At 56.7% G+C, this 23,639-nt stretch carries 24 protein-coding genes and 1 pseudogene; 6 read left to right on the top strand and 19 right to left on the bottom strand.

The window, feature by feature from the left end; genetic code table 11:
* Position 1: 1 nt before the first annotated feature.
* From fliQ to fliF, 12 genes are all read right to left on the bottom strand, one after another.
* Positions 2-271, bottom strand: coding sequence for a flagellar biosynthesis protein FliQ (gene fliQ, locus M2407_RS08820; RefSeq protein ID WP_041414697.1), 270 nt, complete (start codon positions 269-271; stop codon positions 2-4).
* Positions 272-306: 35 nt separating this feature from the next.
* On the bottom strand, positions 307-1,083 hold the full coding sequence (gene fliP, locus M2407_RS08815; protein WP_115058587.1) for a flagellar type III secretion system pore protein FliP: 777 nt from the start codon (positions 1,081-1,083) through the stop codon (positions 307-309).
* Positions 1,080-1,484 (bottom strand): flagellar biosynthetic protein FliO, encoded by a 405-nt coding sequence (gene fliO, locus M2407_RS08810; RefSeq protein WP_048760257.1) that lies wholly within the window; start codon positions 1,482-1,484, stop codon positions 1,080-1,082. Before fliO ends, fliP begins: the two co-directional genes overlap by 4 nt.
* Positions 1,484-1,897 carry a flagellar motor switch protein FliN gene (gene fliN / locus M2407_RS08805; protein ID WP_020827506.1) on the bottom strand — a complete coding sequence of 138 codons (414 nt, stop codon included), beginning with the start codon at positions 1,895-1,897 and terminating at the stop codon, positions 1,484-1,486. Before fliN ends, fliO begins: the two co-directional genes overlap by 1 nt.
* Positions 1,894-2,895 carry a flagellar motor switch protein FliM gene (gene fliM, locus M2407_RS08800; RefSeq protein WP_020827505.1) on the bottom strand — a complete coding sequence of 334 codons (1,002 nt, stop codon included), beginning with the start codon at positions 2,893-2,895 and terminating at the stop codon, positions 1,894-1,896. Before fliM ends, fliN begins: the two co-directional genes overlap by 4 nt.
* A 5-nt stretch (positions 2,896-2,900) precedes the next feature.
* Entirely contained in the window at positions 2,901-3,383 is a 483-nt protein-coding gene (fliL, locus tag M2407_RS08795; protein WP_020827504.1) for a flagellar basal body-associated protein FliL, read from the bottom strand.
* 430 nt (positions 3,384-3,813) lie between these two features.
* Entirely contained in the window at positions 3,814-5,061 is a 1,248-nt protein-coding gene (locus M2407_RS08790; RefSeq protein WP_259217660.1) for a flagellar hook-length control protein FliK, read from the bottom strand.
* A complete protein-coding gene (gene fliJ / locus M2407_RS08785; RefSeq protein WP_020827502.1) occupies positions 5,058-5,504 on the bottom strand; it encodes a flagellar export protein FliJ in 447 nt (148 codons plus the stop codon). Before fliJ ends, M2407_RS08790 begins: the two co-directional genes overlap by 4 nt.
* 22 nt (positions 5,505-5,526) lie before the next feature.
* Positions 5,527-6,888 carry a flagellar protein export ATPase FliI gene (gene fliI / locus M2407_RS08780; RefSeq protein ID WP_020827501.1) on the bottom strand — a complete coding sequence of 454 codons (1,362 nt, stop codon included), beginning with the start codon at positions 6,886-6,888 and terminating at the stop codon, positions 5,527-5,529.
* The gene (gene fliH, locus M2407_RS08775) at positions 6,888-7,592 is read right to left on the bottom strand and encodes a flagellar assembly protein FliH (RefSeq protein ID WP_130016332.1); all 705 of its coding nucleotides are present in this window, start codon (positions 7,590-7,592) and stop codon (positions 6,888-6,890) included. Before fliH ends, fliI begins: the two co-directional genes overlap by 1 nt.
* On the bottom strand, positions 7,585-8,577 hold the full coding sequence (gene fliG / locus M2407_RS08770; protein ID WP_012145670.1) for a flagellar motor switch protein FliG: 993 nt from the start codon (positions 8,575-8,577) through the stop codon (positions 7,585-7,587). Before fliG ends, fliH begins: the two co-directional genes overlap by 8 nt.
* The gene (gene fliF / locus M2407_RS08765) at positions 8,574-10,274 is read right to left on the bottom strand and encodes a flagellar basal-body MS-ring/collar protein FliF (RefSeq protein WP_122079699.1); all 1,701 of its coding nucleotides are present in this window, start codon (positions 10,272-10,274) and stop codon (positions 8,574-8,576) included. Before fliF ends, fliG begins: the two co-directional genes overlap by 4 nt.
* Before the next feature lie 481 nt (positions 10,275-10,755).
* Here fliF and fliE point away from each other — a divergent pair, with 481 nt between their 5' ends.
* Positions 10,756-11,070 carry a flagellar hook-basal body complex protein FliE gene (fliE, locus tag M2407_RS08760; protein WP_044552041.1) on the top strand — a complete coding sequence of 105 codons (315 nt, stop codon included), beginning with the start codon at positions 10,756-10,758 and terminating at the stop codon, positions 11,068-11,070.
* 211 nt (positions 11,071-11,281) lie between these two features.
* Here fliE and M2407_RS08755 read toward each other — a convergent pair.
* The 3 genes and pseudogenes from M2407_RS08755 to M2407_RS08745 form a co-directional block, all read right to left on the bottom strand.
* A pseudogene (locus M2407_RS08755) lies at positions 11,282-11,733 on the bottom strand (Tn3 family transposase); the annotation flags it as partial.
* Positions 11,734-11,786: 53 nt separating this feature from the next.
* Complete coding sequence (locus M2407_RS08750) at positions 11,787-13,112, bottom strand: uracil-xanthine permease family protein (protein ID WP_259217656.1); 1,326 nt, start codon at positions 13,110-13,112, stop codon at positions 11,787-11,789.
* Positions 13,113-13,168: 56 nt separating this feature from the next.
* Positions 13,169-14,293, bottom strand: coding sequence for an aryl-sulfate sulfotransferase (locus M2407_RS08745; protein WP_046373256.1), 1,125 nt, complete (start codon positions 14,291-14,293; stop codon positions 13,169-13,171).
* 202 nt (positions 14,294-14,495) lie between these two features.
* Between M2407_RS08745 and M2407_RS08740 the strand changes: the two genes are divergently transcribed.
* A complete protein-coding gene (locus tag M2407_RS08740) occupies positions 14,496-15,506 on the top strand; it encodes a substrate-binding domain-containing protein (protein ID WP_046373257.1) in 1,011 nt (336 codons plus the stop codon).
* Between the two features lie 529 nt (positions 15,507-16,035).
* Here M2407_RS08740 and M2407_RS08735 read toward each other — a convergent pair.
* The 4 genes from M2407_RS08735 to fliD all read right to left on the bottom strand — a co-directional run bounded on the left by M2407_RS08735 (position 16,036) and on the right by fliD (position 19,417).
* Positions 16,036-16,902, bottom strand: coding sequence for a helix-turn-helix transcriptional regulator (locus M2407_RS08735; RefSeq protein ID WP_259217653.1), 867 nt, complete (start codon positions 16,900-16,902; stop codon positions 16,036-16,038).
* Between the two features lie 311 nt (positions 16,903-17,213).
* Complete coding sequence (gene fliT / locus M2407_RS08730) at positions 17,214-17,582, bottom strand: flagella biosynthesis regulatory protein FliT (RefSeq protein ID WP_122079696.1); 369 nt, start codon at positions 17,580-17,582, stop codon at positions 17,214-17,216.
* The gene (gene fliS, locus M2407_RS08725) at positions 17,582-17,992 is read right to left on the bottom strand and encodes a flagellar export chaperone FliS (RefSeq protein WP_020827494.1); all 411 of its coding nucleotides are present in this window, start codon (positions 17,990-17,992) and stop codon (positions 17,582-17,584) included. The genes fliT and fliS overlap by 1 nt, the downstream gene beginning before the upstream one ends.
* 27 nt (positions 17,993-18,019) lie before the next feature.
* The gene (gene fliD / locus M2407_RS08720; RefSeq protein ID WP_122079695.1) at positions 18,020-19,417 is read right to left on the bottom strand and encodes a flagellar filament capping protein FliD; all 1,398 of its coding nucleotides are present in this window, start codon (positions 19,415-19,417) and stop codon (positions 18,020-18,022) included.
* 281 nt (positions 19,418-19,698) lie between these two features.
* On the opposite strand from fliD, the gene M2407_RS08715 reads away from it, so the two are divergent.
* The 4 genes from M2407_RS08715 (at position 19,699) to M2407_RS08700 (ending at position 23,565) form a co-directional block, all read left to right on the top strand.
* Positions 19,699-20,970, top strand: coding sequence for a FliC/FljB family flagellin (locus M2407_RS08715; RefSeq protein WP_201896283.1), 1,272 nt, complete (start codon positions 19,699-19,701; stop codon positions 20,968-20,970).
* A gap of 184 nt (positions 20,971-21,154) precedes the next feature.
* Positions 21,155-21,877, top strand: coding sequence for an RNA polymerase sigma factor FliA (locus tag M2407_RS08710; protein WP_020827491.1), 723 nt, complete (start codon positions 21,155-21,157; stop codon positions 21,875-21,877).
* A gap of 58 nt (positions 21,878-21,935) precedes the next feature.
* Positions 21,936-22,445 (top strand): flagella biosynthesis regulatory protein FliZ, encoded by a 510-nt coding sequence (fliZ, locus tag M2407_RS08705; RefSeq protein ID WP_041414695.1) that lies wholly within the window; start codon positions 21,936-21,938, stop codon positions 22,443-22,445.
* A 127-nt stretch (positions 22,446-22,572) separates the two neighbouring features.
* Positions 22,573-23,565, top strand: a complete 993-nt coding sequence (locus M2407_RS08700; RefSeq protein ID WP_259217649.1) for a D-cysteine desulfhydrase — start codon at positions 22,573-22,575, stop codon at positions 23,563-23,565.
* Positions 23,566-23,639 lie beyond the last annotated feature (74 nt).

The raw sequence follows: 23,639 nt of genomic DNA, 5'->3' as shown, positions 1-23,639 counted from the left end.
GTTAACCAATCAGGTTGGGCAGGTTAGTGAACAGCGTGCGCATATAGTCCAGCAGCAGGTTCAGCATCCACGGTCCGGCAATCACGATGGTCGCGACCACCGCCAGGATTTTGGGAATGAACGACAGCGTCATTTCGTTGATCTGGGTCGCGGCCTGCAGCAGGCTGACCACCAGGCCGCTGACCAACGCGGCGAGCAACAGCGGCGCGGCCAGGGCCAACGCCACCTTCATCGCCTCGGTGCCCAGCGCCATAACCGATTCTGGTGTCATTATGGATCCCTCAGTGGCGGCAGGTATGCCGCGAATTACGAATAGAAACTTTGCGCCAGCGAGCCCAGCAGCAATTGCCAGCCGTCCACCAGAACAAACAGCATCAGCTTGAAGGGCAACGAGATGGTTGCCGGTGGCACCATCATCATCCCCAGCGCCATCAACACGCTGGCGACCACCAGATCGATAATCAGGAACGGAATAAACACCGTGAAGCCGATTTGGAACGCGGTTTTCAGTTCGCTGGTGACGTAGGCCGGCAGCAGGATGCGCATCGGCACCGCTTCCGGCCCGGCCAGCGGCGGCTGGTTGGCGAGCTTGGCATACAGCGCCAGATCGGTTTCACGCGTTTGGCGCAGCATAAACTCGCGCAGCGGCTGTGAACCTTTATCCAGCGCGATGTCCAGGCTGATTTTGTCCTGGCTGAACGGCAGATAAGCGTCCTGATAAACCTTGTCGAACACCGGCGACATAATGAAAAAGGTCAGGAACAGCGCCAGACCCAGCATCACCTGGTTGGGTGGGGCAGAGGGGGTGCCGAGGGCATTGCGCAGCAGACCCAGTACGATGATGATGCGCGTGAAGCTGGTCATCATCAGCAGCATGGCCGGCAAGAAACTGAGCGAGGTCAGCAACACCAGGGTTTGCACCGGCAGCGACCAGCTTTGGCCACCGTTGGCTAATGGTTGGCTGATCAGACCGGGAAGTTGTGCGAAAGCGGTGGGGCTGAGCAACAGTAAAGTCGCTGCCAATACGCGCAGAAGTATTTTGCCTCGCCCACAGAAGGCGACACACTGAACGAGGGATTTCATGCCGATTTTTCCGGACGTTTGAGAACTTTTTGCATCAGTTGGCGAAAATCCGCCGGCGTGGTCACTTCGGCGGCGTCGGTGTCCTGCACCGGCGCGGGCAGGCTATGCAGCGGGGTGATTTGCTGGGCGGTGACGCCCAACACCAGCAAGGTGTTATCCACTTCGATCACCACCACGCGTTCGCGCTGTCCAACCTGACAGCTGGCGCGCAGATTGAGCAGTTTGCTGTTGCGTGCCTGCGGGGCAAACCCCAGGCGACGAAACAGCCAGCCAGCCAGCAGGATCAGCAGCAAAATGCCGCCAAGTGCGCTGCTGACCTGCGTCAGCACTGAACCGGCCGGCAGTGCCGGCTCGGTGGATTGCAAGGTGCCCGCGGTGGGCGTGGCGGCGCTTGGGTTCATCAGCGGCTCAGGCGGCGCATGCGCTCGGAAGGGGTGATGATATCGGTAATGCGCACGCCGAATTTGTCGGCCACCACCACCACTTCGCCCTGGGCAATCAGATAACCGTTGATCATAATATCCAGCGGTTCACCCGCCAGCCCGTCCAACGCCACGACAGAGCCCTGCGACAGGCGCAGCAGTTCCTTGATGGTCATCTTGGTGCGGCCCAGTTCAACGGTCAATTTGACCGGGATGTCGAGGATCAGATCGATATCCTGCAGACTGCCGCTGGTATCCTGCGGCTCCAGCGATTTGAACACCGCATCGCTGGCAGACGTCTTTTCGGTTGCTTGCTGTTCGTTAAACGCATCAGCCCACAGATCGTCCACGGATTCCTTTCCTTCGCCAGACGGTTGCTTAGGATCACTCATTTGGGCTGTTCCTCACTCAGAGCATTCAAAATAGGGTTAATCAAATGTTCAACACGCAGGGCGTACTGCCCGTTTAACGTGCCGTATTGGCTGGTCAAAACCGGCACGCCGTCGACGTGGGCGATGAGGCGATCCGGTTTATCAATCGGTAATACATCGCCCGGCTGCAACTTCAGGATCTTCGACAGGCGCATCGGGATATCGACGAAGTTGGCAATCAGCTCCAGCTCGGAATGCTGCACCTGCTTCACCAGCGTTTCACGCCAGTGGCTGTCTTCCTGCCGCGAATTCTCCAACGGTGGGTTGGTCAGCAGTTCGCGCAGCGGTTCGATCATGGCAAACGGAATGCAGATGTTGAACTCACCGCTCAGCGCGCCAATTTCCACCTGGAAAGGGGTGGTGACCACGATGTCGTTTGGCGACGTGGTGATGTTGGTGAACTTCACCTGCATTTCAGCGCGCACGTATTCCACGTCAATCTTGTAAATTGCGCTCCAGGCGTCGCCGTAGGCGTCCAGCGCCAGCCGCAGCATGCGCTTGATCACCCGCTGTTCGGTTGGCGTAAATTCGCGGCCTTCCACTTTGGTGGGAAAGCGACCGTCGCCCCCGAACAGGTTATCGACGGCGATAAACACCAGGCTCGGTGCGAACACGAACAGCGCAGTACCGCGCAGCGGGTTCAGGTGCACCAGGTTCAGGTTGGTGGGCACCGGCAGGTTGCGAGCAAATTCGTGGTACGGCTGGATCTTGATCGGGCCAACGGTAATGTCCGGGCTGCGGCGCAGCAGGTTGAATAACCCCATGCGGAACTGCCGGGCAAAACGTTCGTTGATGATTTCCAGCGCGTGCAGCCGTTCGCGCACCACTCGGCGCTGGGTGGTCGGATCGTACGGCTTGACCTCGCTCTCATTGAGGGCAACCGCTTCGGGTTCATCACCCGCGCTGTCGCCGTTGAGCAAGGCGTCGATCTCTGCCTGTGAAAGAATGCTGTCGCCCATAGTGATTACCGCAATATGAAGGCAGTGAACAGCACGTCGCTGACCACCTGCTTCGGTTGTCCCTTAACCAGCGGCGGGCTAAGCACGTCCTTAATCTGCGCCACCAGTTGCTGCTTTCCTTGTTCACTGCTCAACTGGCCCGCTTCCTGACGAGACAGCAGCATCAGCAGACGGCTGCGCACCTCCGGCAGGAAATCATTCAGTTGGCGGCGGGTACTTTCATCCGGCAAGCGTAACGTCAGGCCGATATACAACACCCGATCCGGGTTGTTATCGGGCGTCAGCAGATTGACGGTAAAGGTGTCCAGCGGCATAAACACCGGTGCGGCCGGGGGGAGTTCTTTGGCTACGGGCTGCGCGCCCTCCTGGTGCTGCTTGAGCTGCCACCAGCTGTAGCCGGCCGCGCCGCAGGCGACGAGGGTTATCAGCACCAGCAGTATGACCAGAAGGGAGCGTTTCGGTGCTGCCGGTAGGGTATTTTGAGACATAGCTAAATCAAATTCCTGTTGTTATACCCGTCGTCTTTCAAGCTGCAGCGTTGTTCCCTGCACTCACTCCCCCAGTCACTTACTTGAGTAAGCCCCTGGGGATGAGTGAGCTGGGCGCCTGGCTGCAACTTGAAATCCATAGGGTATATGCCCTTCATTTTTCAAGCTGCAACCTAAGATCTCGCGGGTATATAGCGCGTGTAAAAGCCGCACGCATGACATTATTTACCCAAAATATTTGGAGTTGCATCGCGACGGCAAGTTTGTAAGTCCTCAGCAGCATAGATAACTATGTGACCGGGGCGCGCAAATGCAGCCAACAATGATGCAGCTTCAAGTATGAAGGGTAGCGGTATTATCGCGCCTATTCCGGCACGCAATAGCCAGAATAGGCAGGGAAAAGCGTGCCAGCTTGGGCGTTTGCGGCCACTCAGGCGAAAATATCAACGCCGCTGACGGCGCGGGCCATCGCCTGCAATTCCAGCGGTGCGCTGTGGGCATCGCCGGACAAATCGCCGTCACCCTGACGCTCGCGATAATCCGGGCGGCCCTGCTGCCCACCATTGTGCTGCTGCGCCTGTTGCCACTGCGGCATCTGGTCGCCGCCCACGCTACTTTGTCCCAAATTGATGCCACTCTCAGCCAGCGCGTGACGCAGTTGCGGCATCGCGGCCTCCACGGCGGCGCGAACCTGTCCGTGTGCCGAGGCAATGTGCAGCTGTGCCTGGTTGTCATCCAGCTTGAGGGTGATTTGCAGCGCCCCCAGTTCCTGCGGATGCAGACGCAATTCGGCGCTTTGCTGACCGTTGCGATGGAACATCAGCACCTGTTGGTTCAACGCCTGCTGCCACTCCGGGCTGCCCAACTGGGCGTTTAGCTGCGGCGTAGGCGGGGCAGTGACCAACGCAGCGCCTGGCGCTGCCGCGATCGTCGGGCTGGAGACCGGTGGGGCCATCAGAGGGACGTTTGGCGTTGGCGATTGGCTATCGGCGCCAAGCTTCAACGCCGCTGCATCCGGTTTTTCGTGCGCAACTGCAATTTGCTGTGGGATGTCGGCACGGCTTTCACTGCCGAGCGAAGCTGGAGTTACCGGCGTTGGTGCCTTTTGCGTACCGGTTACCTCAGCCTGGCGTCCCAGTGAAGCGCTCTGGATCGTTGCAGCCTGAGGGGTATCTTGATCGCCTTCAAGGCTCAGTTCCGCCGAGCCGGTACCTGCATCAGGCATTGCTGGGGGAATAGCGATTGGCAGCATGGCGAACAGCGCTTGCAGCGTAGCGGCGTCGATCTCACCGGCAGGCCGCAGCGTAGCGGCGTCGATCTCACCGGCAGGCCGCAGCGCGGCGTCGTGCGACGGTTGCTTCAACGTCGGCTCTTCGTCGTTACTGATGGCGGCTGGCTGGCCTTGCGTTAACAGCGAAGGCGCTAACAGCCCATCGCGTTCGCCGAATGCGGCCAGTAACTGCGTCAGTTGGTTGCGGCTCAGCGGCGCAGAGTCTTCTTCTGCGCTCAACGCCATCGGTGACAGTTTGCCTGCGGACTTGTCGGCCGGCAGCACGCGGGCGCCAAGCAGTTGAGCAAAAGCGGAAGAGAGCGATGACTCATCCAGCGGGAGCTGCGCGTCCGGCAGCAGGCCGGAGTCGCCCGGCAGCGACAGGCCCGGCAAAGCGTTCAGGTTCATTGATGTATATTCCTTTGTGCACTGCGTTGAGCGAACTCATCCATCAGTTTTTGATCCCGTTTGTTCTCCAACTGCAACTCCGCGCTCTGGGCTCGGGTATGCAGGGTTTCGAAAGCGTTCAACCGTTGCTGTTTGTCCTGCCATTGTTTCATCGCGTGGTCCACTTTCTCTCCCCACTGCGTCAACTGCTGGCGGTGCTGGGCGATCGCCTGTTCCAGCGTGCCGATAAACTGCTGGTAGTTCTGCCAGTTGGACGATTCCATACCGCCGCTCAGTTGATTATTCAGCTTCTGGCGGTACTCATCCTGATAGTTGAGCAGCATGGAAAGTTGCTGTTCAGCGGCTTGCTGAGCTTTGCGCACCTGGCCCAGTTGGCGAGTCGCCTGTTCTACTGCATCCTGCGCCAGATCGCGCAGGGTAATCAGGGGGGACTGTGGTTTCATCGGGTTTGCGCCTTTGGTGACGTTAAACGATCAACTGCTGTAGCTGCTGGCAGGCGTCCTGATAGCCGCTGCGTTCGAAAATGCCTTGCTGCAGATAGGCTTCCATCTGCGGATACAGCGTCATGGCCTTATCCAGCAGCGGGTCGCTGCCTGCGACGTAAGCGCCTACGCTGATCAAATCGCGGTTGCGTTGGTAGCTGGCCAGCATCTGTTTGAAGTTACGCACCCGACGATAGTGTTCTTCGTCGATCAGCGAGGTCATGGCGCGGCTGATGGAGGCTTCAATGTCGATGGCCGGATAGTGGCCGGCTTCCGCCAGGCGTCGCGACAGCACCACATGGCCATCGAGAATGGCGCGTGCCGAGTCGGCAATCGGATCCTGTTGGTCATCGCCTTCGGTCAGTACGGTATAAAAGGCGGTAATGGACCCACCGCCGCTGATGCCGTTGCCCGCGCGTTCAACCAGTGCCGGCAGCTTGGCGAAGACGGAAGGCGGATAGCCTTTGGTGGCCGGCGGCTCGCCGATGGCCAGGGCTATCTCACGTTGCGCCATGGCGTAGCGCGTCAGTGAATCCATGATCAACAGCACGTGCTGGCCGCGATCGCGGAAATCTTCAGCGATGCGTGTGGCGTAGGCCGCACCCTGCATGCGCAGCAGCGGCGAGACGTCCGCCGGTGCGGCAATCACCACCGAACGCGCCCGGCCTTCGGGGCCGAGGATGTTTTCGATAAAGTCTTTCACCTCACGGCCACGTTCGCCGATCAGACCGACGACAATCACGTCGGCCTGGGTGTAGCGCGCCATCATGCCCAACAGCACGCTTTTACCGACGCCGGAACCGGCAAACAGCCCCATGCGCTGACCGCGACCGACGGTCAACAGGCCGTTGATGGTGCGCACGCCGACGTCCAGCACCTGTTCGATCGGCGTTCGTTGCAGCGGGTTGAATGGGGCGGTGATCAGCGGCGCACGGTAGCCGGTTTCCGGAGCGGGCAGGCCGTCGAGCGGCTTGGCGCTGCCGTCCAGTACCCGGCCCAGCAGGGCCGGACCGAGCGGCAGCTGCTTACTGGCGCTTTGGCCTTCCGGCGAGATGCGGGCGTAAACCCGGGCGCCGGGCACGATGCCTTCCACTTCTTCCAGCGGCATCAGAAACAGCCGCTGGCCGTTAAAGCCGACCACTTCGCTTTCTACTTCCTGCACCTCACCGGCGTCGTGACGCTCGATCAGGCAGGTGGCACCGATCGGCAGCTGTAGCCCGGTGGCTTCCAGCACCAAACCGGTGGCGCGGGTCAGGCGGCCGTAGCGGCGTACCGTCGGGGCGTGTGCGATGCGTTTTTCCAGCGCATCCAGTGAGGTCAGCCAGCGGCCGAGGCGCAGGGTCATTACACGTCTCCCGGAGCGGCCAGACGGCAGAGTTCATGCCAACGGGTTGCCAGGCTGGCGTCAAGATCGCCTTCGTCGGCGCTGACCTTGCAGCCACCAGGATGCAACTGACCGTCCGCCAGCAACCGCCAGCCGTGCAGGCTGAGCGTGGCACCCAACTGTTGCTCGATTCGCTGATAGTCATCCGGGTGCACGCGCAATTGCGGCTTGCCGCTGAACATCGGCTCTTGCTGAATCAACTGTTGGATCTGCGCCAGCAGGGCAGTGCCGTCGCACACCGGCGGTTGGCCCAGCACCTGTTTGGCGGCAGTCAGGGCCAACTGCATCAGGCGCGAGGCAATCACGCTGTCGAGGGCGTCCAGCGTGTGCTGGAATTCCGTCACCAGATGCTGCCAGTGCGCGGTCAGCGGTTGTTGCTGTTGCTGAGCTTCCAGCAAGCCCTGTTGGCGACCCTCTTCCATGCCGGCCTGGAAGCCGGCGTCGTAGCCTTTTTGCTGCCCGTCCGCATAGCCTAACTGCTGGCCCTGCTGCTCGGCCTGCAGGCGGAGCTGAGTGAGCTGTTGTTCCCGAACCAGGCTGTCGTCCAGCGGTGCGCCGTCGATGATTTCCACCGGCAGCGGCAGCGGGTCGAGCACCGGTTTGGGCTCGTTGAGATCGCTGAGCGACCAAGGCTGCCAGGGCAGGGTATTAATGCGATCAGACATAGGTGTCCTCGCCACCGCCGATAATCATTTCGCCACTCTCGGCCAAACGACGGACCACCAGCAGGATAGCCTTCTGCTCGTTCTCCACCTGCGACATGCGCACCGGGCCACGGTTGGCCAGATCGTCGCGCAGGATATCTGCGGCGCGTTGCGACATGTTTTTGAGGAACTTCTCGCGCAGTGGTTGTTCCGCGCCTTTGAGCGCCACCAGCAGGGATTCGCCTTCCACTTCCTGCAACAGGCGCTGGATGCTGCGATCGTCGACTTCCACCAGATTCTCGAACAGGAACATCTCGTCGATGATCTTCTGCGCCAGCTCGCCGTCGTATTCGCGCATGGCGTCGATAACCGCCTCTTCCTGCTGCGTTTTCATCAGGTTGATGATCTCGGCTGCGGTGCGTACGCCGCCCATTTTGCTGCGCTTGAGGTTCTGACCGTCGAGCAGGTTGTTCAGCACTTCGGTCAGTTCCGCCAGCGCCGCCGGCTGCACGCCGCCGAAGGTGGCGATACGCAGCATCACGTCGTTGCGCAGGCGTTCGTCGAACAGCGCCAGAATGTCCGCTGCCTGGCCACGCTTGAGGTGAACCAGGATGGTGGCGATGATCTGCGGATGTTCGTCGCGGATCAGATCGGCCGCGCTCATTGGTTCCATAAAGTTGAGCGTTTCCATGCCGGTGGTGGTCTCGCGAGATTCGAGAATATCCTCCAGCAGGCTGGCGGCACGTTCTTCGCCCAGCGCCTTGACCAGCACCGAACGCAGGTAGTCGCTGGCGTTGACGCTCAGCGCGGCATATTGTTCGGCGTCGTCTTCAAATTCGCGCAGGATTTCATTGAGCTGCTTGTGCGACACCTGGCTCATGCTGGCCATGGTGCCACTCAGCTGCTGCACTTCACGCGAGGAAAGGTGTTTGAACACCTCGGCGGCGCGATCTTCGCCCAGCGTCATCAGCAGGATGGCGCTTTTTTCGGTTCCGGTCAGACTCATAGTTCGTTACTCATCCATTGGCGGATTACCAGAGCGACCACGCGTGGGTCTTTATCAGCCAAATCGCGGATCCGCTGGCTCTGGACTTCTGCACTGACGCGCTGCTGGGATTTCCTGTGCTGCGCCAGCTCCTCATTGCTGGGTTTGCTGCTGTCAGCCGGCTTGGCCATCGGCGTAGCGGCGGCGGCGAGCGCGGCCTTTTGTACCGCCTGACGGTTTTGCAGTTGCGGGCGTACCAGTTTGCGCCACAGCACCCAGGCGACCAGCAGGATCAGCAGGTAGCGACCGGCATCGATCAGACGATCGATAAACGACTGGCTCTGCCAAAACGGCAGCTCGCCGCCGGTAATTTCGTTATCGGTAAACGGCGTGTTGACCACGTTGAGGGTGTCGCCACGGGCGCTGGAGAAGCCCATGGACTCACGCGCCAGCGATTCGATCTGCGCCAACTGCTCTTTGCTCATCGGCAGTGGTTTGCCGTCCTTATCGGTGCCGCGATAGTTGATGACCACCGCGACCGACAGCCGCTGTACCGTCCCGGCTTTATGCTGGGTATGGCGAATGGTGCGATCGACCTCATAGTTGATGGTTTCATCGCGGCGGGAGTTTTGCGGCCCGCTGCCCTTGGCTGCCGAACTGCGCGCCGTGGCCGTATCGGTTTTAGCTGCGTCGGCATTATTGCCGGCGGTGGCCGGTTGAGCGGTTTCAATCGGGGCAGCAGCCGGTGCGCTCGGCTGATTTGACAATGCGCCCGGCACGCCGCCGACCAATGGCCCGCCAATTTGGTCGCTTTGACTCGTTTGCTGTGAGCGTACGGCGGCCTTATTTGGCTCTTGGTTAGGTTGGTACTGTTCGTCAGTTTGCTCGCGAGTGGAGAAGTCGATCTGTGCGGTGACCTGAGCACGCACGTTAGCGCTGCCGACCATCGGGGCCAAAATCGCTTCGATACGGCGCTGGTAGCGGTTTTCCACTTCGCTGGCGTACTTAAGCTGTGCGGCGTTCAGATCGCGCCCGGTGCCGTCGGACTGCGTTAACAGACGGCCGGCCTGATCGACCACCGTCACGTTGCCCGGCGGTAGACCGGCTACGCTGCTCGAGACCATATAAACGATGGCGTTGATCTGGCCGTCATCCAGGGCCCGACCCGGTTGCAACGTCAGGGTCACGGAAGCGGAAGGGGATTTTTGCTCGCGGACAAACAGCGAAGGCTTGGGCAGAGCCAAATGCACCCGGGCGTTTTGTACCGGCCCCAGTGATTCGATGGTACGGGACAATTCACCTTCCAGCGCGCGCTGATAGTTGATTTGCTCACTGAACTGGCTGATGCCGAATTTTTCCTGGTCCAGCAGTTCGAAGCCCACGGCACCGCCTTTAGGCAGGCCGAGCTGCGCCAAACGCAGACGGGTTTCATGGACTTTTTCGGCTGGGATCAGCAACGCCGCGCCGTTTTCGGCAAAGCGGTAGGGGATGTTCATCTGCGTCAGCTGGGTGACGATGGCGCCGCCGTCGCGATCGTTAATGTTGCTGTACAGCACCCGGTAGTCTGGACTTTTCACCCATAACAGCAGCGCGACCACGATGGCGATGGCTGCGGAGGCCGCAATCAGCAGCGGGACTTTGGGGTTGGCGCGCAGGCGGTTCCACATGGCCAGCAGGCCATTATCGCGGCTTTCGGTAGCGGAGATTGAAGCATTCATTTTAGCCCGAGTCCTTCAATGACGCTCAGGATCCGGTGCGGGCCACGGCGTAGCTCCCTGCCAGGCTGATGAACGGTGTGGTTAGCGTTGTGTGACAAAACAGACTCCCTGATACACATATAAATATACCCTATGCCTTTCAAGTTGCTGCCAGGCGACCCGCTCGCTCATCCCGGGGGCTTGTAGGGGCGCGGCATGCTGCGCCTGAGTTAATCGGGGCGATTATATTCGCCCCCTACAGTCATTGGGATGAGCGCGGGCAGACAACAACGCTGCAACTTGAAAAGCGACGGGTATAGCGGCGCTCCCATTTCTGGGCATGTTATTATTCGCCCTTAGAGCCCATTTCGATGGCCCGATAAGCCGGGTTTTTTGCAGTTAATTAACCGCTTTAGGATGAAAATGCTGTGTTAGGGTGTTCAGCATCAAAGTAGTGTCTGATGCAACAACGTCCGGCAGCAGCGTTTTTATTGAGGTCATAATGGCAATTCAGGGTATTGAAGGGGTTTTGCAGCAGTTGCAGGCCACGGCGATTCAGGCAGGGCAGATGGGGCAAGGCGCATCCGCGCAGGGCGTCAGTTTTGCCAGTGAGTTGAAGGCGGCGATCGGCAAGATCAGCGATACCCAGCAGGCTGCGCGCAAGCAGGCACAGGATTTCGAAGTCGGTGCGCCGGGCATCAGCCTGAATGACGTGATGGTCGATCTGCAAAAATCGTCCATCTCGCTGCAGTTAGGGGTGCAGGTGCGTAATAAGCTGGTTTCGGCTTATCAAGAAGTGATGAATATGCCGGTGTGATGAGACTGGCCTCGTACCCGCGGCCAGAATTGAAAGCCTGGATTCTCTGTTGAACAGGCAGCGTCAGCTTAAGAACTGGCCTAAACCCACCCACGGTGGGTTTTTGCTTTTTAGCGCAAGGCAAATATGGGCTTCGGATTCTGGATGCAGAACTTCTCTAAAGACGAGACAAGTGTCTGGCCGGGAAGGGAGTCGGTGTGGATATCGAAAATTATTGTACGTTAAGGCTATTTTCTGACTTTCCGACTTTAACTGGTCTCAGACGCCGAAACTTACCGGAAGCAGGTATCCGGTTGCTTTTCCAAATATAATCACCTGTCAGATTAGCCTAACGGGGACAAATACGAGAGTGGTTTCTCGTTGATTTCCATCCCATTACGCTTCACGGCATCGACCGCCATTTCCAGATACACGGTATTCCGCCGCGAGATTTCCGCCGTCAGCAGAGTCAGCCCACTGGCCCGATAGCTCTGATTTTCGGTCCCTGATTTCACCCAGTCGATGCATGAATACAGCACGTTTCAGCGCGTAACAGAATTCTCCTTTATTCAGCCCCGTCTGAACCCGCCAACGCAGTGCTGGATCACTGAAACTTGCGAGTATAAACAGGGTTCGCTCGATGCGGTCAATTTCGCTCAGTGCCTTGGCAAGCCCGTTATTCTGCCTCACGGAAACCAAACAACACTACGGCTAACGGGTCAATTCGGTGTATCGGTTCAGCCTTTTAGTCGCATGGCGGCCCGCCTTTCGCTCACCAGAAATAACGAGTTGACGACGATCGCGGTGAGTGTACCCGCTGCCATACCGTTGCCCAATATCATCTGCACGCCGACGGGGAAATTCTGGTACAGGCCAGGCACAAGGATCGGCAGCATCCCCATAGCCAGACCAGTGGCTAAGGCATAGGTTTTTCCCGGCTTGTGCAGCGGCTCGCGGGCAATCATATCGATACCGATGACCCCGATGATACTGAAGACAATCACCGCCGTCCCGCAGACTACCGGACCGGGTAGACAGGCGGCAAGGCGCACCAGCGGCGAGAATAGCGCAATCAGGATTAACAGCAATCCGGCAATCGCCGTGACGTAGCGTGATTTGACGTTAGTGGTCCGAACCACGCCGATATTTTCGCCGGAGGTGATGATCAATGAGGTACCGAAAACGCCGCCCAGCAGCGAAATAACGGCGTCGCCGCGGATGGTTCGGGGAATGGCCTGATGGACGTTTTGTGTCGATTTGACGATCTCTGCGGTAGCAATCGTTTGCCCAGTCGCTTCAGCCATGGAAATCACCGCATAAATCAGCAGCGGCAGTGACGCTGACAGATTGAATATTGGCCAGCCGAACGGAAACAGCTGCGGCAGGCTGAACAGCGGCCCGTGGCTGACGTCGCTAAAATCGGCGATGCCCAGCAGCATTGCCAGCAGCGTGCCCGCAAGCAGGCCGAACATGACCGACAGCTGACGTAGGATGCCGCTGAACGCCAGGGCGAAGATCAGCGTAATCAGGATGGTGACCAGCGCCAGAATAATGTTGGTGGGCTGCGCAAAGTGGCTACTGCTCGGCTGACCGATAATGAGTCCGCCATACAGACGAATCAGGTTGATGGAGACCAGCAGCAGCATAATCCCGATAATAAACGGCGGGAAATGGTGCAGAAAACGGCGAAAAACGGGCAGGGCAATAAAATAAAACAGCGATGTTAAGATCACCGCGCCAATTGCCGTCTGGATATTGGTCTGTAAAGCGATAGCGATGAAGATCGCGATAGGCGCGCCGCCCGGCACCATAATAAACGGCAGGCGCGCGCCGAAGCTGCCGATACCGAGGCTTTGCAGGATGGCCCCCAGCCCGCACATTAGAAAGGTGGCGCTTAGCAGCGATGTGGTGACGCCAGAGCTGAAGTGAAGCGCCTGAGCAATAAGAAAAACGGCGGTGATCGGCGTAGCGGCCACGACCAACACGTGTTGAAGGGCCAGCAGCAGTTTAGTTTGCCAAGGCAAGGCTTCGTTTTCCGGTACGGCGGAGTCAGAATACGGCATAAATTCCTCCCAAAGACGTGAGAACCTCCCCGCCGACCCGCGCCGGCGAAGAGCGATTATTTCAGCCACGGCAGCGCATCGGCCGCATAGCGGTGCGCGCGGAAGCTGCTGTTCTGCTTACCGGGGATGATCCCCTTGCTAAGATGGTCCGGATATTCATTGAAGTAAGGAATAATGTATTCCCATACCGTTTCTCCCTGCGGAGTCACTTCAAACAGTCGACCGAAGGCGGATTCGCAGATAAAGGTATTGCCGTTGGCCAGGCGCTGAGCGCTTCCCATATAGGGTGAGAAAAAGGCCGGCGGGAAAATATCGCGATATTGCCAGCGAATAGCCTGGGTGTGCGGGTCGAACTCCAGCACCGTGGAGTGTGGCGAGGTCACGCCGGGGCGCAGGTTGCCGTTATCGAACACCAGAATAGAACCATTTTCCATCTCAATCGGTGTGTGCTGTTGGGCGACGACATCCGGCCCCACGTGCCATACCACGCTGCCGCTCTCTTTATTGACGGCAATCACCCCGGAGGTGGTGCGCAGGCTCATCAACACCAGGCCCTCGCGGGTGACCGACAGACCGTTTATCATCGGCCAGTGGCGGCGGTCGAAGATCTCATGAATCGGGAAATCTTCCGGGGCCAGATGCTCCCAGACGCGCCATTCCCATACCACTTCACCGTCGCGATTGACCTCTTTGACGACATCGCTCTGTATGACGCCGTCCGGCGCATCGCGGCGCGGATCGCCGCCGGTAACGCGAGCGGCAATTTCCGCCGGCAGTGGCACCGCCGCGGTATACAGCAGGTTACCGTTCGCCAGCCACTGCGCGTCGTGGTGATGGAATATATCCTCATAATGCCAGACCACTTCGTTATCCGGAGTGACCTCATAAAAATCCCCGCCGTGCCAGAGATCCCAGGCCGGATAGAGATTGGCTGACGTGCCGTGACTACCGTTATAGCCGAGGTTACCGTTAGGCAGCAGCACCGCATCGCGTCCGGCACGAACCGGGAGTTGCCACTGGTGCGCCACTTTTCCAAGCTCATCAACCAGATATACCCGGCCTTCGGTAGTTTGTGGGGCGAAGAGCGTATAGCCGCCGAAGCTTTTCTCCAAATCGGAGAAGATCAGCCCGCTCGGACGACGCCCGAGGGTGAATGCTGCATCCTGAGATAGTTGTGTCACGTAGCCTCCTGAAGTGATTGGTTTCTTGCAAAATACGCCATTAAAACGTTTTAATTAAACGCCATTAGACAGGAATGCTTGCCAGTGAGCTACGGTAAATGGCCACTTTCTTCATATGATTTTGTTATGTAATAGCGCGGAAATTCATACACTGGAAATGTGCTAATCTGAGCATAAACTCTCGGGAGGGAACGCCAGCCAGATGACTGCTCAAGATAAAAAACGCGCCAGACTCATTGATGTTGCAAGTCTTGCTGGCGTATCGCCTGGCACCGTATCTAATGCGTTACATCACCCCCGTTTTGTCGAACCTGAGACCCGGCAACGTATTGAGGAGGCGATTCAGACACTGAACTACACGCCGAATATCCGCGCCCGTCAGTTGCGTACCGGCAAAACCAACACTATTGCACTGCTTTCTTCCTTGCCGCTGACCATTGCTTCCGGAGCATCGAAGCTGGGTTTTATGATGGAGGTCGCGCTTACGACGGCGATTATGGCGCTGGAAAAGCAGCATGCGCTGATCCTGGTCCCGCCCGGGAAGAACCCGCTGGACATGGTGACCTTTGATGCCGCCATTCTGCTGGAACCCGCCGAAAACGATCCACTGCTGCAGGCTTTGCAACAGGCGGGGATCCCATGCATCACTATTGGCCGCACGCCGGGAACACCGACGCCGCTACCGTGGGTGGATTTGCATTCGGAAGCGACGGCGAAAATGTTGCTGACCCACCTGCAGACTGAAGGCGCCGACTGTTGCGCGCTCTTTGTCGGGCATACGCCGCGGACTTCCTCGCTGGAAACTGAGGCAGCCTATCACCGCTGGTGTAAAGGAAGGCAGGCGCCGGTGATCTATTATCTTGATGAGCAGGAAGGGGAAGCGGCTGGCTATCAGGCTGCGTGTCAGATGTTGCAGGAACATCCCGAAGTCAATGGCGTCCTGGTGCTGGTTGATACTTTTGCTTGTGGCGCCGTGCGCGCTTTTCACGATGCGGCGATCGCCATACCGCAGCGGATTCGCTTAGCCACCCGTTATGACGGTATTCGCGCCCGGGAATCTTTGCCGCCGCTAACGGCGGTGAACATGCACCTCGATGAGGTTGCCCGTCAGGCCGTCACGCTATTGTTTGAAGTGCTGGCCGGACATAACGTGATCGGCAGTCGCGGGCAGATGCCGGAACTGGTGGTCAGAGCCTCGAGCAAATTGTCGTAAGGGTCAACAAATAGCTTTCACGTACAATAATTTCCGTTTCCCAAACGGATCCCGGAAACGTCAATCACCGGAGGAAGAGGGTAGAAACTACGGTTAAACTCACATTGCCACGGTATTCACGGGGCTATAATTTCCGGGTTAAGGCCGTTTCAATTACCGGATAAGATAATGTGTAGCAAAAGTGAACGCAGATGGCGGTTGTTCAGTATTTTAATTCTGATCGTTTTGGTTGTATTAATAAGCGTTTTAATTAAAGAAAGCTAAAATAACCCGGGCCACGTTGTGTGGCCCTGCCGCTTTATTTTCCCGCCAGCAGCCGCATGGCGTCTTCTTCGTAGGTCAGGCCCAGCAACCATAGGCCGAGTAGCAACACCGCGAGGGAAAATAGCAGTTTTTCGTTGAGCATGATTTATTCACCTCTGATGACCTGAATGCTCGCCGATGCTATCCCACTCGCCTGTTTTGCGCCAATATTGCCGCTATAAACCACAGTTTCATTGTTCAATGATTTAATTTACGCCGGCGGCCATCACTCCGGGGCTTGCATCATGCTGAAATGATCGGGACGAATGGCCATGGGTTCCATGGCCCGCTGATGTCCGCGAATGGCGGTGGGCGCAAAGCCGAAACGTTTGCGAAAGCGCTCGGCAAACCGCGAAGCGCTTTCATACCCCACGTGCTGGGCGATCGCCGATATTGGCCAATCGGTAGATTGCAGCAGGGTCAAGGCGCTGCTCATGCGCACGTCTATCATCAGATTACGCAGCGCGGTATTCTCCGCCGACAGCTTGCGTCGCAGCACCACCTCGCTCATTGACAAGGTTTCGGCGACTTCGGCCGCGGTCCAGATGTTGTGCGGATCGGTGGCCAGACAGCGGCGTACGCGTTGGGTTAAATTCCTGGCTTCGTTATGGATGAAGCTGATATTGAATTGTTTTAACCACAGTAGAATTTCCAGCATTTTATGGCGAATGATGACCGTGGGGAAACGCTGCTTAAGCGCCAGTGCCAGGCTGGTGGTCTCAAAACTGTGCATCAGCGCGCAGGGCAGATTGCATAATGTCATCACCGCGTCGAAGGGAGTCGGTGATGTGCTTTCAACCTGGGGCGGCGATAAGGTGAGCAACTGCGGATCGCAGGTCAATAGCTGACAGCTGAATACCCCGTCCTCAGAGAGTTCGTTGATAATATCCACGGTTTGCCCCCCGTCGATAATCAACAGCTCGCCCGCATGCGCCACCACTTCACGCTGTTGCCAACGCACGCGTTTGTGACCTTGCTGCACCAGGTAGAGATGCGGCTGTTCAAAATAGACTGAAGGAAATAATAATTCAGTATGCTGAATGATGTGTGCCGATGCACCAATTCCTGGACAAAGATTAATTGTACGTTCCATCGATATTCATTTCGCAGCCATTATCTATGAATATCTTTACGCTTTGATTGGCGTTGGAGCAACATCTTTCCATAGGTTGTGAAACACAACAGCGTGTTTTATCTATCAAAAATCAATTTCCTGCTGAACAGAAAACGTCCGTGTCGGAGTGGTATTTATCCGTTAAAGTGAGAGCAAGGCTCGAATTGCACATTTTTTCTAATTACCCAATATCTGAATAATTCAAATGGCATGGATTAATATTCTGACTTAACCGGGGAATAATAGTGCATGCTGCTATCTATTCCGTTGTCGCCGTTATTGCTGCGAACTCATCTGATTTGTGGATCTCCCAGCAACAAGGCGCGATCGTGAAACTGGCCGTAAGTGCTGTTCACCACGTTTTGGCGCGTCGACTGGCCGATTAATTCTTTCAATTGATCCATGCGTTGCTGCAGCAGACGTTTTAGTTCGGTCTCGTTGTCGAGGATTTGCTGCAGCTTATGGCGCAGCAATTCCTGTAACGCCATTGAGGGACCGGCCTGCCCGGTAAAGGCGGCGGTTCTTTCCACCGCCGTCACGTAGGACAGTTCCAGCTCGACCAGGTCTTCCCATCTTTCCGTTTGTGCCAGAACGATCATCTGGCTACTCAGGCTATACACCTGCTGATAGGCGGCTAACAGCTGTTGTTGACGTTCCATTACACGGCGTCCTGAGTGGGGTGGTAGTTGGGGCCAATCTGGCGCCAGGCGTCAGCAATATTTTCCAGCAGCTTCACCACTTCGGTAATCGCCGCTTCGTCATTGTGCAGGTTGGCTTGCATCAGGCGTCGCTTCATATAGTCATACAGCGCCGCCAGATTATCGGCCATTTCACCGCCCTGCTGGTGGTCGAGACCGCTTTTCAGGCCGTTATCGATAATATTGATGGCCTTTGACAGAGCCAGTCCTTTGCCGGCGATATCACCCTGATTCATCAGTATCCGTGCGCGTAACAGGGCGCTAAGCGCCCCGTCGAACAACATCACGATTAACTGGTGCGGGCTGGCGCTCATTACGCCACTTTCCAGACTGACCTGGGCGTAGGCCTGAGTTCCGCTACGGTTATACATGTGATTTTTTACCTGGTTAAAAAGTTCTTACTTGAACTGTTGTTTTAAATAATCACCGGTGCCACTCAGCTTGGACATCATGGTATCCAGTTGGACGAATTGTTGTTTATAGCGATCGATAGTGCTTTGAATGCTGGCCGTGACGGTGGTGATCTTGCTGTTCAGGCGGTCAAGGCTGGTATTGATGCTTTTGGTCGAGTTCTCAATGATGCCGCCGGCCTTGATGTAGCTTTGGATCTCATTGTGGATCTCGGTGGCCATGCCGGTATCTTTGCCGTTGCCGGCGAAGAAGTTGGCAACCTGCTCCGGTTTTTCATCGATGGCTTTGTTGAGCTTGGTGCTGTCGATCTCCAGCTTGCCGGTTTTGGTGTTGGTGGTGATCCCCAGGTTACCCAGCCCCTTCAGCTCCGGGTTGTCCTGCGCGCCGCTGAGCGCACTTTTAATCGAAGACTGAACACCGCGCAGGGTGTTATCCCCCAGCAGCGCGCCGTTTTTGGCATTCTGCGCCTCGCCGGTTTTGACCGGGGTATATTTGGTCAGCGAGTTAAAGGTATCCAGCAGTGAGTTATAGTTGTCGACCCAGTCTTTGATTTTGTCGGCGGTGCCGGTTTTATCGGTGCTGATCACCAGGTTCTGCGGCTCATCTTTCTTGGTGACGGTTTTCAGATCGATGGTCACGCCCTGCAGGGCATCGGCAATTGAGTTGGTGCTGCGTTTGATTTTCGTGCCGTTAACCAAGACTTCAGCATCCTGACCGGCCACGGTTTGCTTCATTGCGTTGCTTTTGGCAGCGGAGTCGTAGTTGAGGATGGCGCCCAACTTATCGTCATTGTTGACCTGGACCGAAACGGTGTTTTTCTCGCCGGTGGCCGTGGAGCTGATCGCCAATTGATAGTCGTTGTCACCCACCCGCATGATGCTGGCGTTGACGCCGGCTTTGGCATTGTTAATCGCATCGCGCATTTCCACCAGCGAGGTTTGATCATCGCTCAGTGGGATCTTCACTTCTTTCTGCGGGTCCCCTGCGGTGATGGTGATTGAGCGGTCAATGCTGCCGGGCGTGCCGAGTTTTTCCGTCTGATTGGTAATCGACGCCTGTGTGGTCAGCGTTTGCGGCTGTGCCAGTTTTTGAACTTCGACAATGTAGTTCCCCGCCACGGCCTTGTCGGTGGTGGTGATGGCAAACTGATCGTGTTTGCTGGCGGTGGTGTTATTGAAAAACGTCGGTTTCGCCAGCTCTTTACTGAGGTTATCGAACTTTTCCAGCGAGCCTTTCAGGGTGCCGTAGGCGGTCAACTGGGCGTTGTAGCTGGTCTGCTGGGTGGTGTACGGGGTCAGACGCTGCTGTTCCGCTTTGGTCAGCTTGTCCAGCAAGCCGTTGAGGTCGAGTCCTGAGCCGATGCCTAATGAACTGATCGATGCCATTCGTAATTCTCCTTAATAATGACTTTATTCGCTTTACGCGTTTATCGGCCCAGCGGAGAAAAAGTTTACCGAAAAGTTTAAAAACCGATGGCGCAATAGAGGAAGGAAAAACCGCGTTATTTCTGCCATTGCGGCGAAGCGAAAAAAAAACAAAAAATTTCTAAAGGTTGCAGGGGGAGGGCCGATACCTGATGGGACGGTGGTTGACGCCGTGGGCAAAGCAGCCCGAACCTTTTAACTACGTTGCGAAGATCGCAACTGACACGTAAGGAAAGCATACAATGGCACAAGTAATTAATACCAACAGCCTGTCGCTGATGGCGCAGAACAACCTGAACAAATCTCAGTCTTCTTTGGGTACTGCGATCGAGCGTCTGTCTTCCGGTCTGCGTATCAACAGCGCCAAGGATGATGCCGCGGGTCAGGCGATCTCTAACCGTTTCACCGCTAACATCAAAGGCCTGACTCAGGCTTCCCGTAACGCCAACGACGGTATCTCTCTGGCGCAGACCACTGAAGGCGCACTGAACGAAGTTAACGACAACCTGCAAAACATCCGTCGTCTGACCGTACAGTCTCAGAACGGTTCTAACTCTTCCAGCGACCTGCAGTCCATCCAGGACGAAATCGGCGAACGTCTGGCTGAGATCAACCGTATCTCTGAACAAACAGACTTCAACGGCGTGAAAGTGCTGAGCGGCGATCAAAAGCTGACCATCCAGGTGGGTGCCAACGACAACGAAACTATCCAGATCGATCTGAAGAACATCAACGCCAAAACTCTGGGCCTGGACAAATTCAGCGTAGCAGATCCACTGGATGCCTCTAAAGTGGGCACCACCGCGGTGACTGCGACCGATAAAATGGGTGCACCGACCATTGCTGCGGACAGCAAGGCTGCAACGCCTAAAACCAGCGACGGTAAACTGTACTCTGCTGACGACGGTACTGGTACTGTTAACTACTTCGTTAAATCTACCGACGGCGGCATTTATGACGCGACCGTAGATGCGACCGGTAAAGCGAGCTGGGATTCAAGTGCTGCAGCAACTAAGCCTACTGCAGGCATGAAAGAAGCTGCTCAGGTTAAAGTTGGCACCAACACGGTTAGCGGTCTGGCGACTGGCGATGAACTGCGCACTTACACCGATGCAGCGGGTAAAGCAGGTTACGTAGTTAAAGGCAAAGATGCTGATGGCAACGACGCTTTCTTCAAAGCCACTGTTGACTCCGCTGGTAAAGTGACCAAAGGCGTTCAGCAATCTACCGACCCTAAAACTGCCGACCCACTGGCAACCCTGGACAAAGCACTGTCTCAGGTTGACGGTCTGCGTTCTTCCCTGGGTGCGGTACAGAACCGTTTCGATTCTGTTATCAACAACCTGAACAGCACCGTGAACAACCTGTCTGCTTCTCAGTCTCGTATTCAAGATGCTGACTACGCGACCGAAGTGTCTAACATGAGCCGTGCCAACATCCTGCAACAGGCTGGCACCTCTGTTCTGGCACAGGCTAACCAGTCTACTCAGAACGTGTTGTCCCTGCTGCGTTAATCGACTCTCCCCGATTAACCTGTCGCAAAAGAACCCCGCTTCGGCGGGGTTTTTTTATGGTCGCGCTCCGCTCAGCTAATGCATGGCGCAAATAAGGCCTGTTTTGTACGACTGTTCAGCCGATTGGCATTTTGCCCCCTACGGATAATAGCGCTGACTCTCTTATCCGCAGGTTTTAGACATAGTGAGCGATCTGTATACCGCCGAAGGCGTGATGGACAAAAATTCTCTCTGGCTACGCTACGTTCCGTTAGTGCGCCACGAGGCGTTGCGCCTGCAGGTCAGGCTGCCCGCCAGCGTGGAGCTCGACGATCTGCTGCAGGCCGGGGGAATTGGGTTGTTAAACGCCGTTGAGCGTTATGACGCCCTGCAGGGAACCGCCTTTACCACCTATGCGGTGCAACGCATTCGCGGCGCCATGCTCGATGAGTTGCGCAGCCGTGACTGGGTACCGCGCAGCGTGCGTCGCCATGCCCGTGAAGTGGCGCAGGTGATGCGGCAGTTGGAACAGCGGCTCGGCAGGCCGGCCAGCGAAGTGGAAGTGGCGCAGACGCTGAACCTGCCACTGGATGAGTACCGTCAAATTCTGTTGGACACCAATAACAGTCAGCTTTTTTCCTACGACGAATGGCGGGAAGAGCATGGCGAAAGCGCGGAACCGCTGCTGGAAGGGCACGAAGAGGCCAATCCGTTACATCATCTGCTGGAGGGCAATTTACGCCAACGGGTGATTGACGCCATTGAGGCGTTGCCGGAACGCGAAAAAATGGTGCTGACGCTGTATTACCAGGAAGAGTTGAACCTGAAAGAGATCGGCGCCGTGCTGGACGTAGGGGAATCACGTGTCAGCCAATTGCATAGCCAGGCAATAAAACGCCTGCGCTCCCGCCTGGCGAACGAGAACTGACATGCACTCAACTCTGCCCCTTCAACCTGATCACCATTGCGATAATCGGACTGCTTCTATGCCAGGAATATTATTGAAAAAACGGCCGCTGAGTCGTTATTTGAAAGATTACAAACACAGCCAGACCCATTGCTCTCAGTGCGGCAAGCTATTGGATCGCATGGCGTTGGTGTTTCGTGGCAAGATCATCAACAAAGATGCCATTGCGCGCATGGATCAGCCGATTGACGATCACGTTTGGCTGAATGTGCAAAATGAGCTGACGGCGCTGTGCCGCTTTTGCAGTGAGATCTCCTGCAATAGCCATCCGAGCTATTTCGATATTATGTCGTTCAAGCAATATCTGTTTGAGCAAACCGAAATGAGCCACAGCACCATCCGTGAATACGTGGTGCGCCTGCGTCGGCTGGATGAAATGCTGGTGGAACGCAACTATCCGGCGGATAAATTCGCCAGTAACGCCAGCCATCAGCGTATTATCGAAGACTTGCCTTCTGCGGCGCACAACAATTACCGCATTGCGCTGCGCAAATATGACCAGTACCTTGCCTGGCAAAAAAGCTACTGATCTGGCTTCCCCGGCACGCCAGCCGGGGATCTTACCCTTTCCCCGTCACGAATAAAGAGTGATTATTAGGTTCACATCTGCTAAATCTATCGTTTAGATGTTGATACCTGATTCCCTGGGGGAAGTTGTGAATCTGCAACACAAACTGGCGCAATTCCCGCGCCTCGATTTAGTGGGCTCTGCCACTCCGCTCGAAAAACTGTCTCGCCTTTCAGACTACCTTGGCCGCGAAATTTACATCAAACGTGACGACGTCACGCCGATGGCGATGGGCGGTAACAAATTGAGAAAACTGGAATTTCTTGCCGCAGAAGCGCTGCGTCAAGGCGCGGACACGCTGGTCACCGCCGGCGCCATCCAATCTAACCATGTGCGCCAAACGGCTGCAGTGGCGGCCAAGCTGGGTCTGCACTGCGTAGCGCTGCTGGAAAACCCAATCGACACTCAGGCAGAAAACTACCTGACCAACGGTAACCGCTTGCTGCTCGGGTTGTTTAACGCGGAAGTGGTGATGTGTGACGCGCTGCATGACCCGCAACAGCAGTTGGCCGATCTGGCGACCCGTCTTGAAGGGCAAGGCTTCCGGCCTTATGTGGTGCCGGTAGGAGGCTCCAATGCGCTGGGGGCGCTGGGTTACGTGCAGTGTGCGTTGGAAATTGCCGAGCAGAGCCAGCGCAGCAACGTCGCATTCAGCTCGGTGGTAGTGGCCTCCGGCAGCGCAGGGACCCATGCCGGGCTGGCCGTTGGCCTGCAGCAGTTGCTGCCGGAAACGCAACTGATTGGTGTAACTGTTTCACGCAAGGTGATCGACCAGTTGCCCAAGGTGGAGCTGATCCAAAAAGCGCTGGCCTGTTCATTGAATATTGACCAACTGGCACCGATTACGCTGTGGGACGACTATTTTGCCCCGCAGTACGGTATGCCAAACGAAGAAGGCACGGCGGCGATACAGCTTTTGGCGCAGCAGGAAGGGGTGTTGTTGGATCCGGTTTACAGCGGCAAGGCGATGGCCGGTCTGATCGACGGCGTAGCCCAGCAGCGCTTCCGTGACGAGGGCCCGATCCTGTTTATCCATACCGGCGGTGCGCCGGCGTTGTTCGCCTATCATCCACAGGTGTAAGCGCGCTTTGTTATTCCATTTTGAACTATATTTATAAGGTTATATTCCTTCAAGCAGGCGGTCACACTGTTAAA

The organism is Serratia sp. BIGb0234, assembly GCF_024809915.1.
Lineage (GTDB): Bacteria > Pseudomonadota > Gammaproteobacteria > Enterobacterales > Enterobacteriaceae > Serratia > Serratia liquefaciens.
Note: the sequence above shows the minus strand (reverse complement) of the source record. Positions and strands in the feature narration are given on the sequence as shown.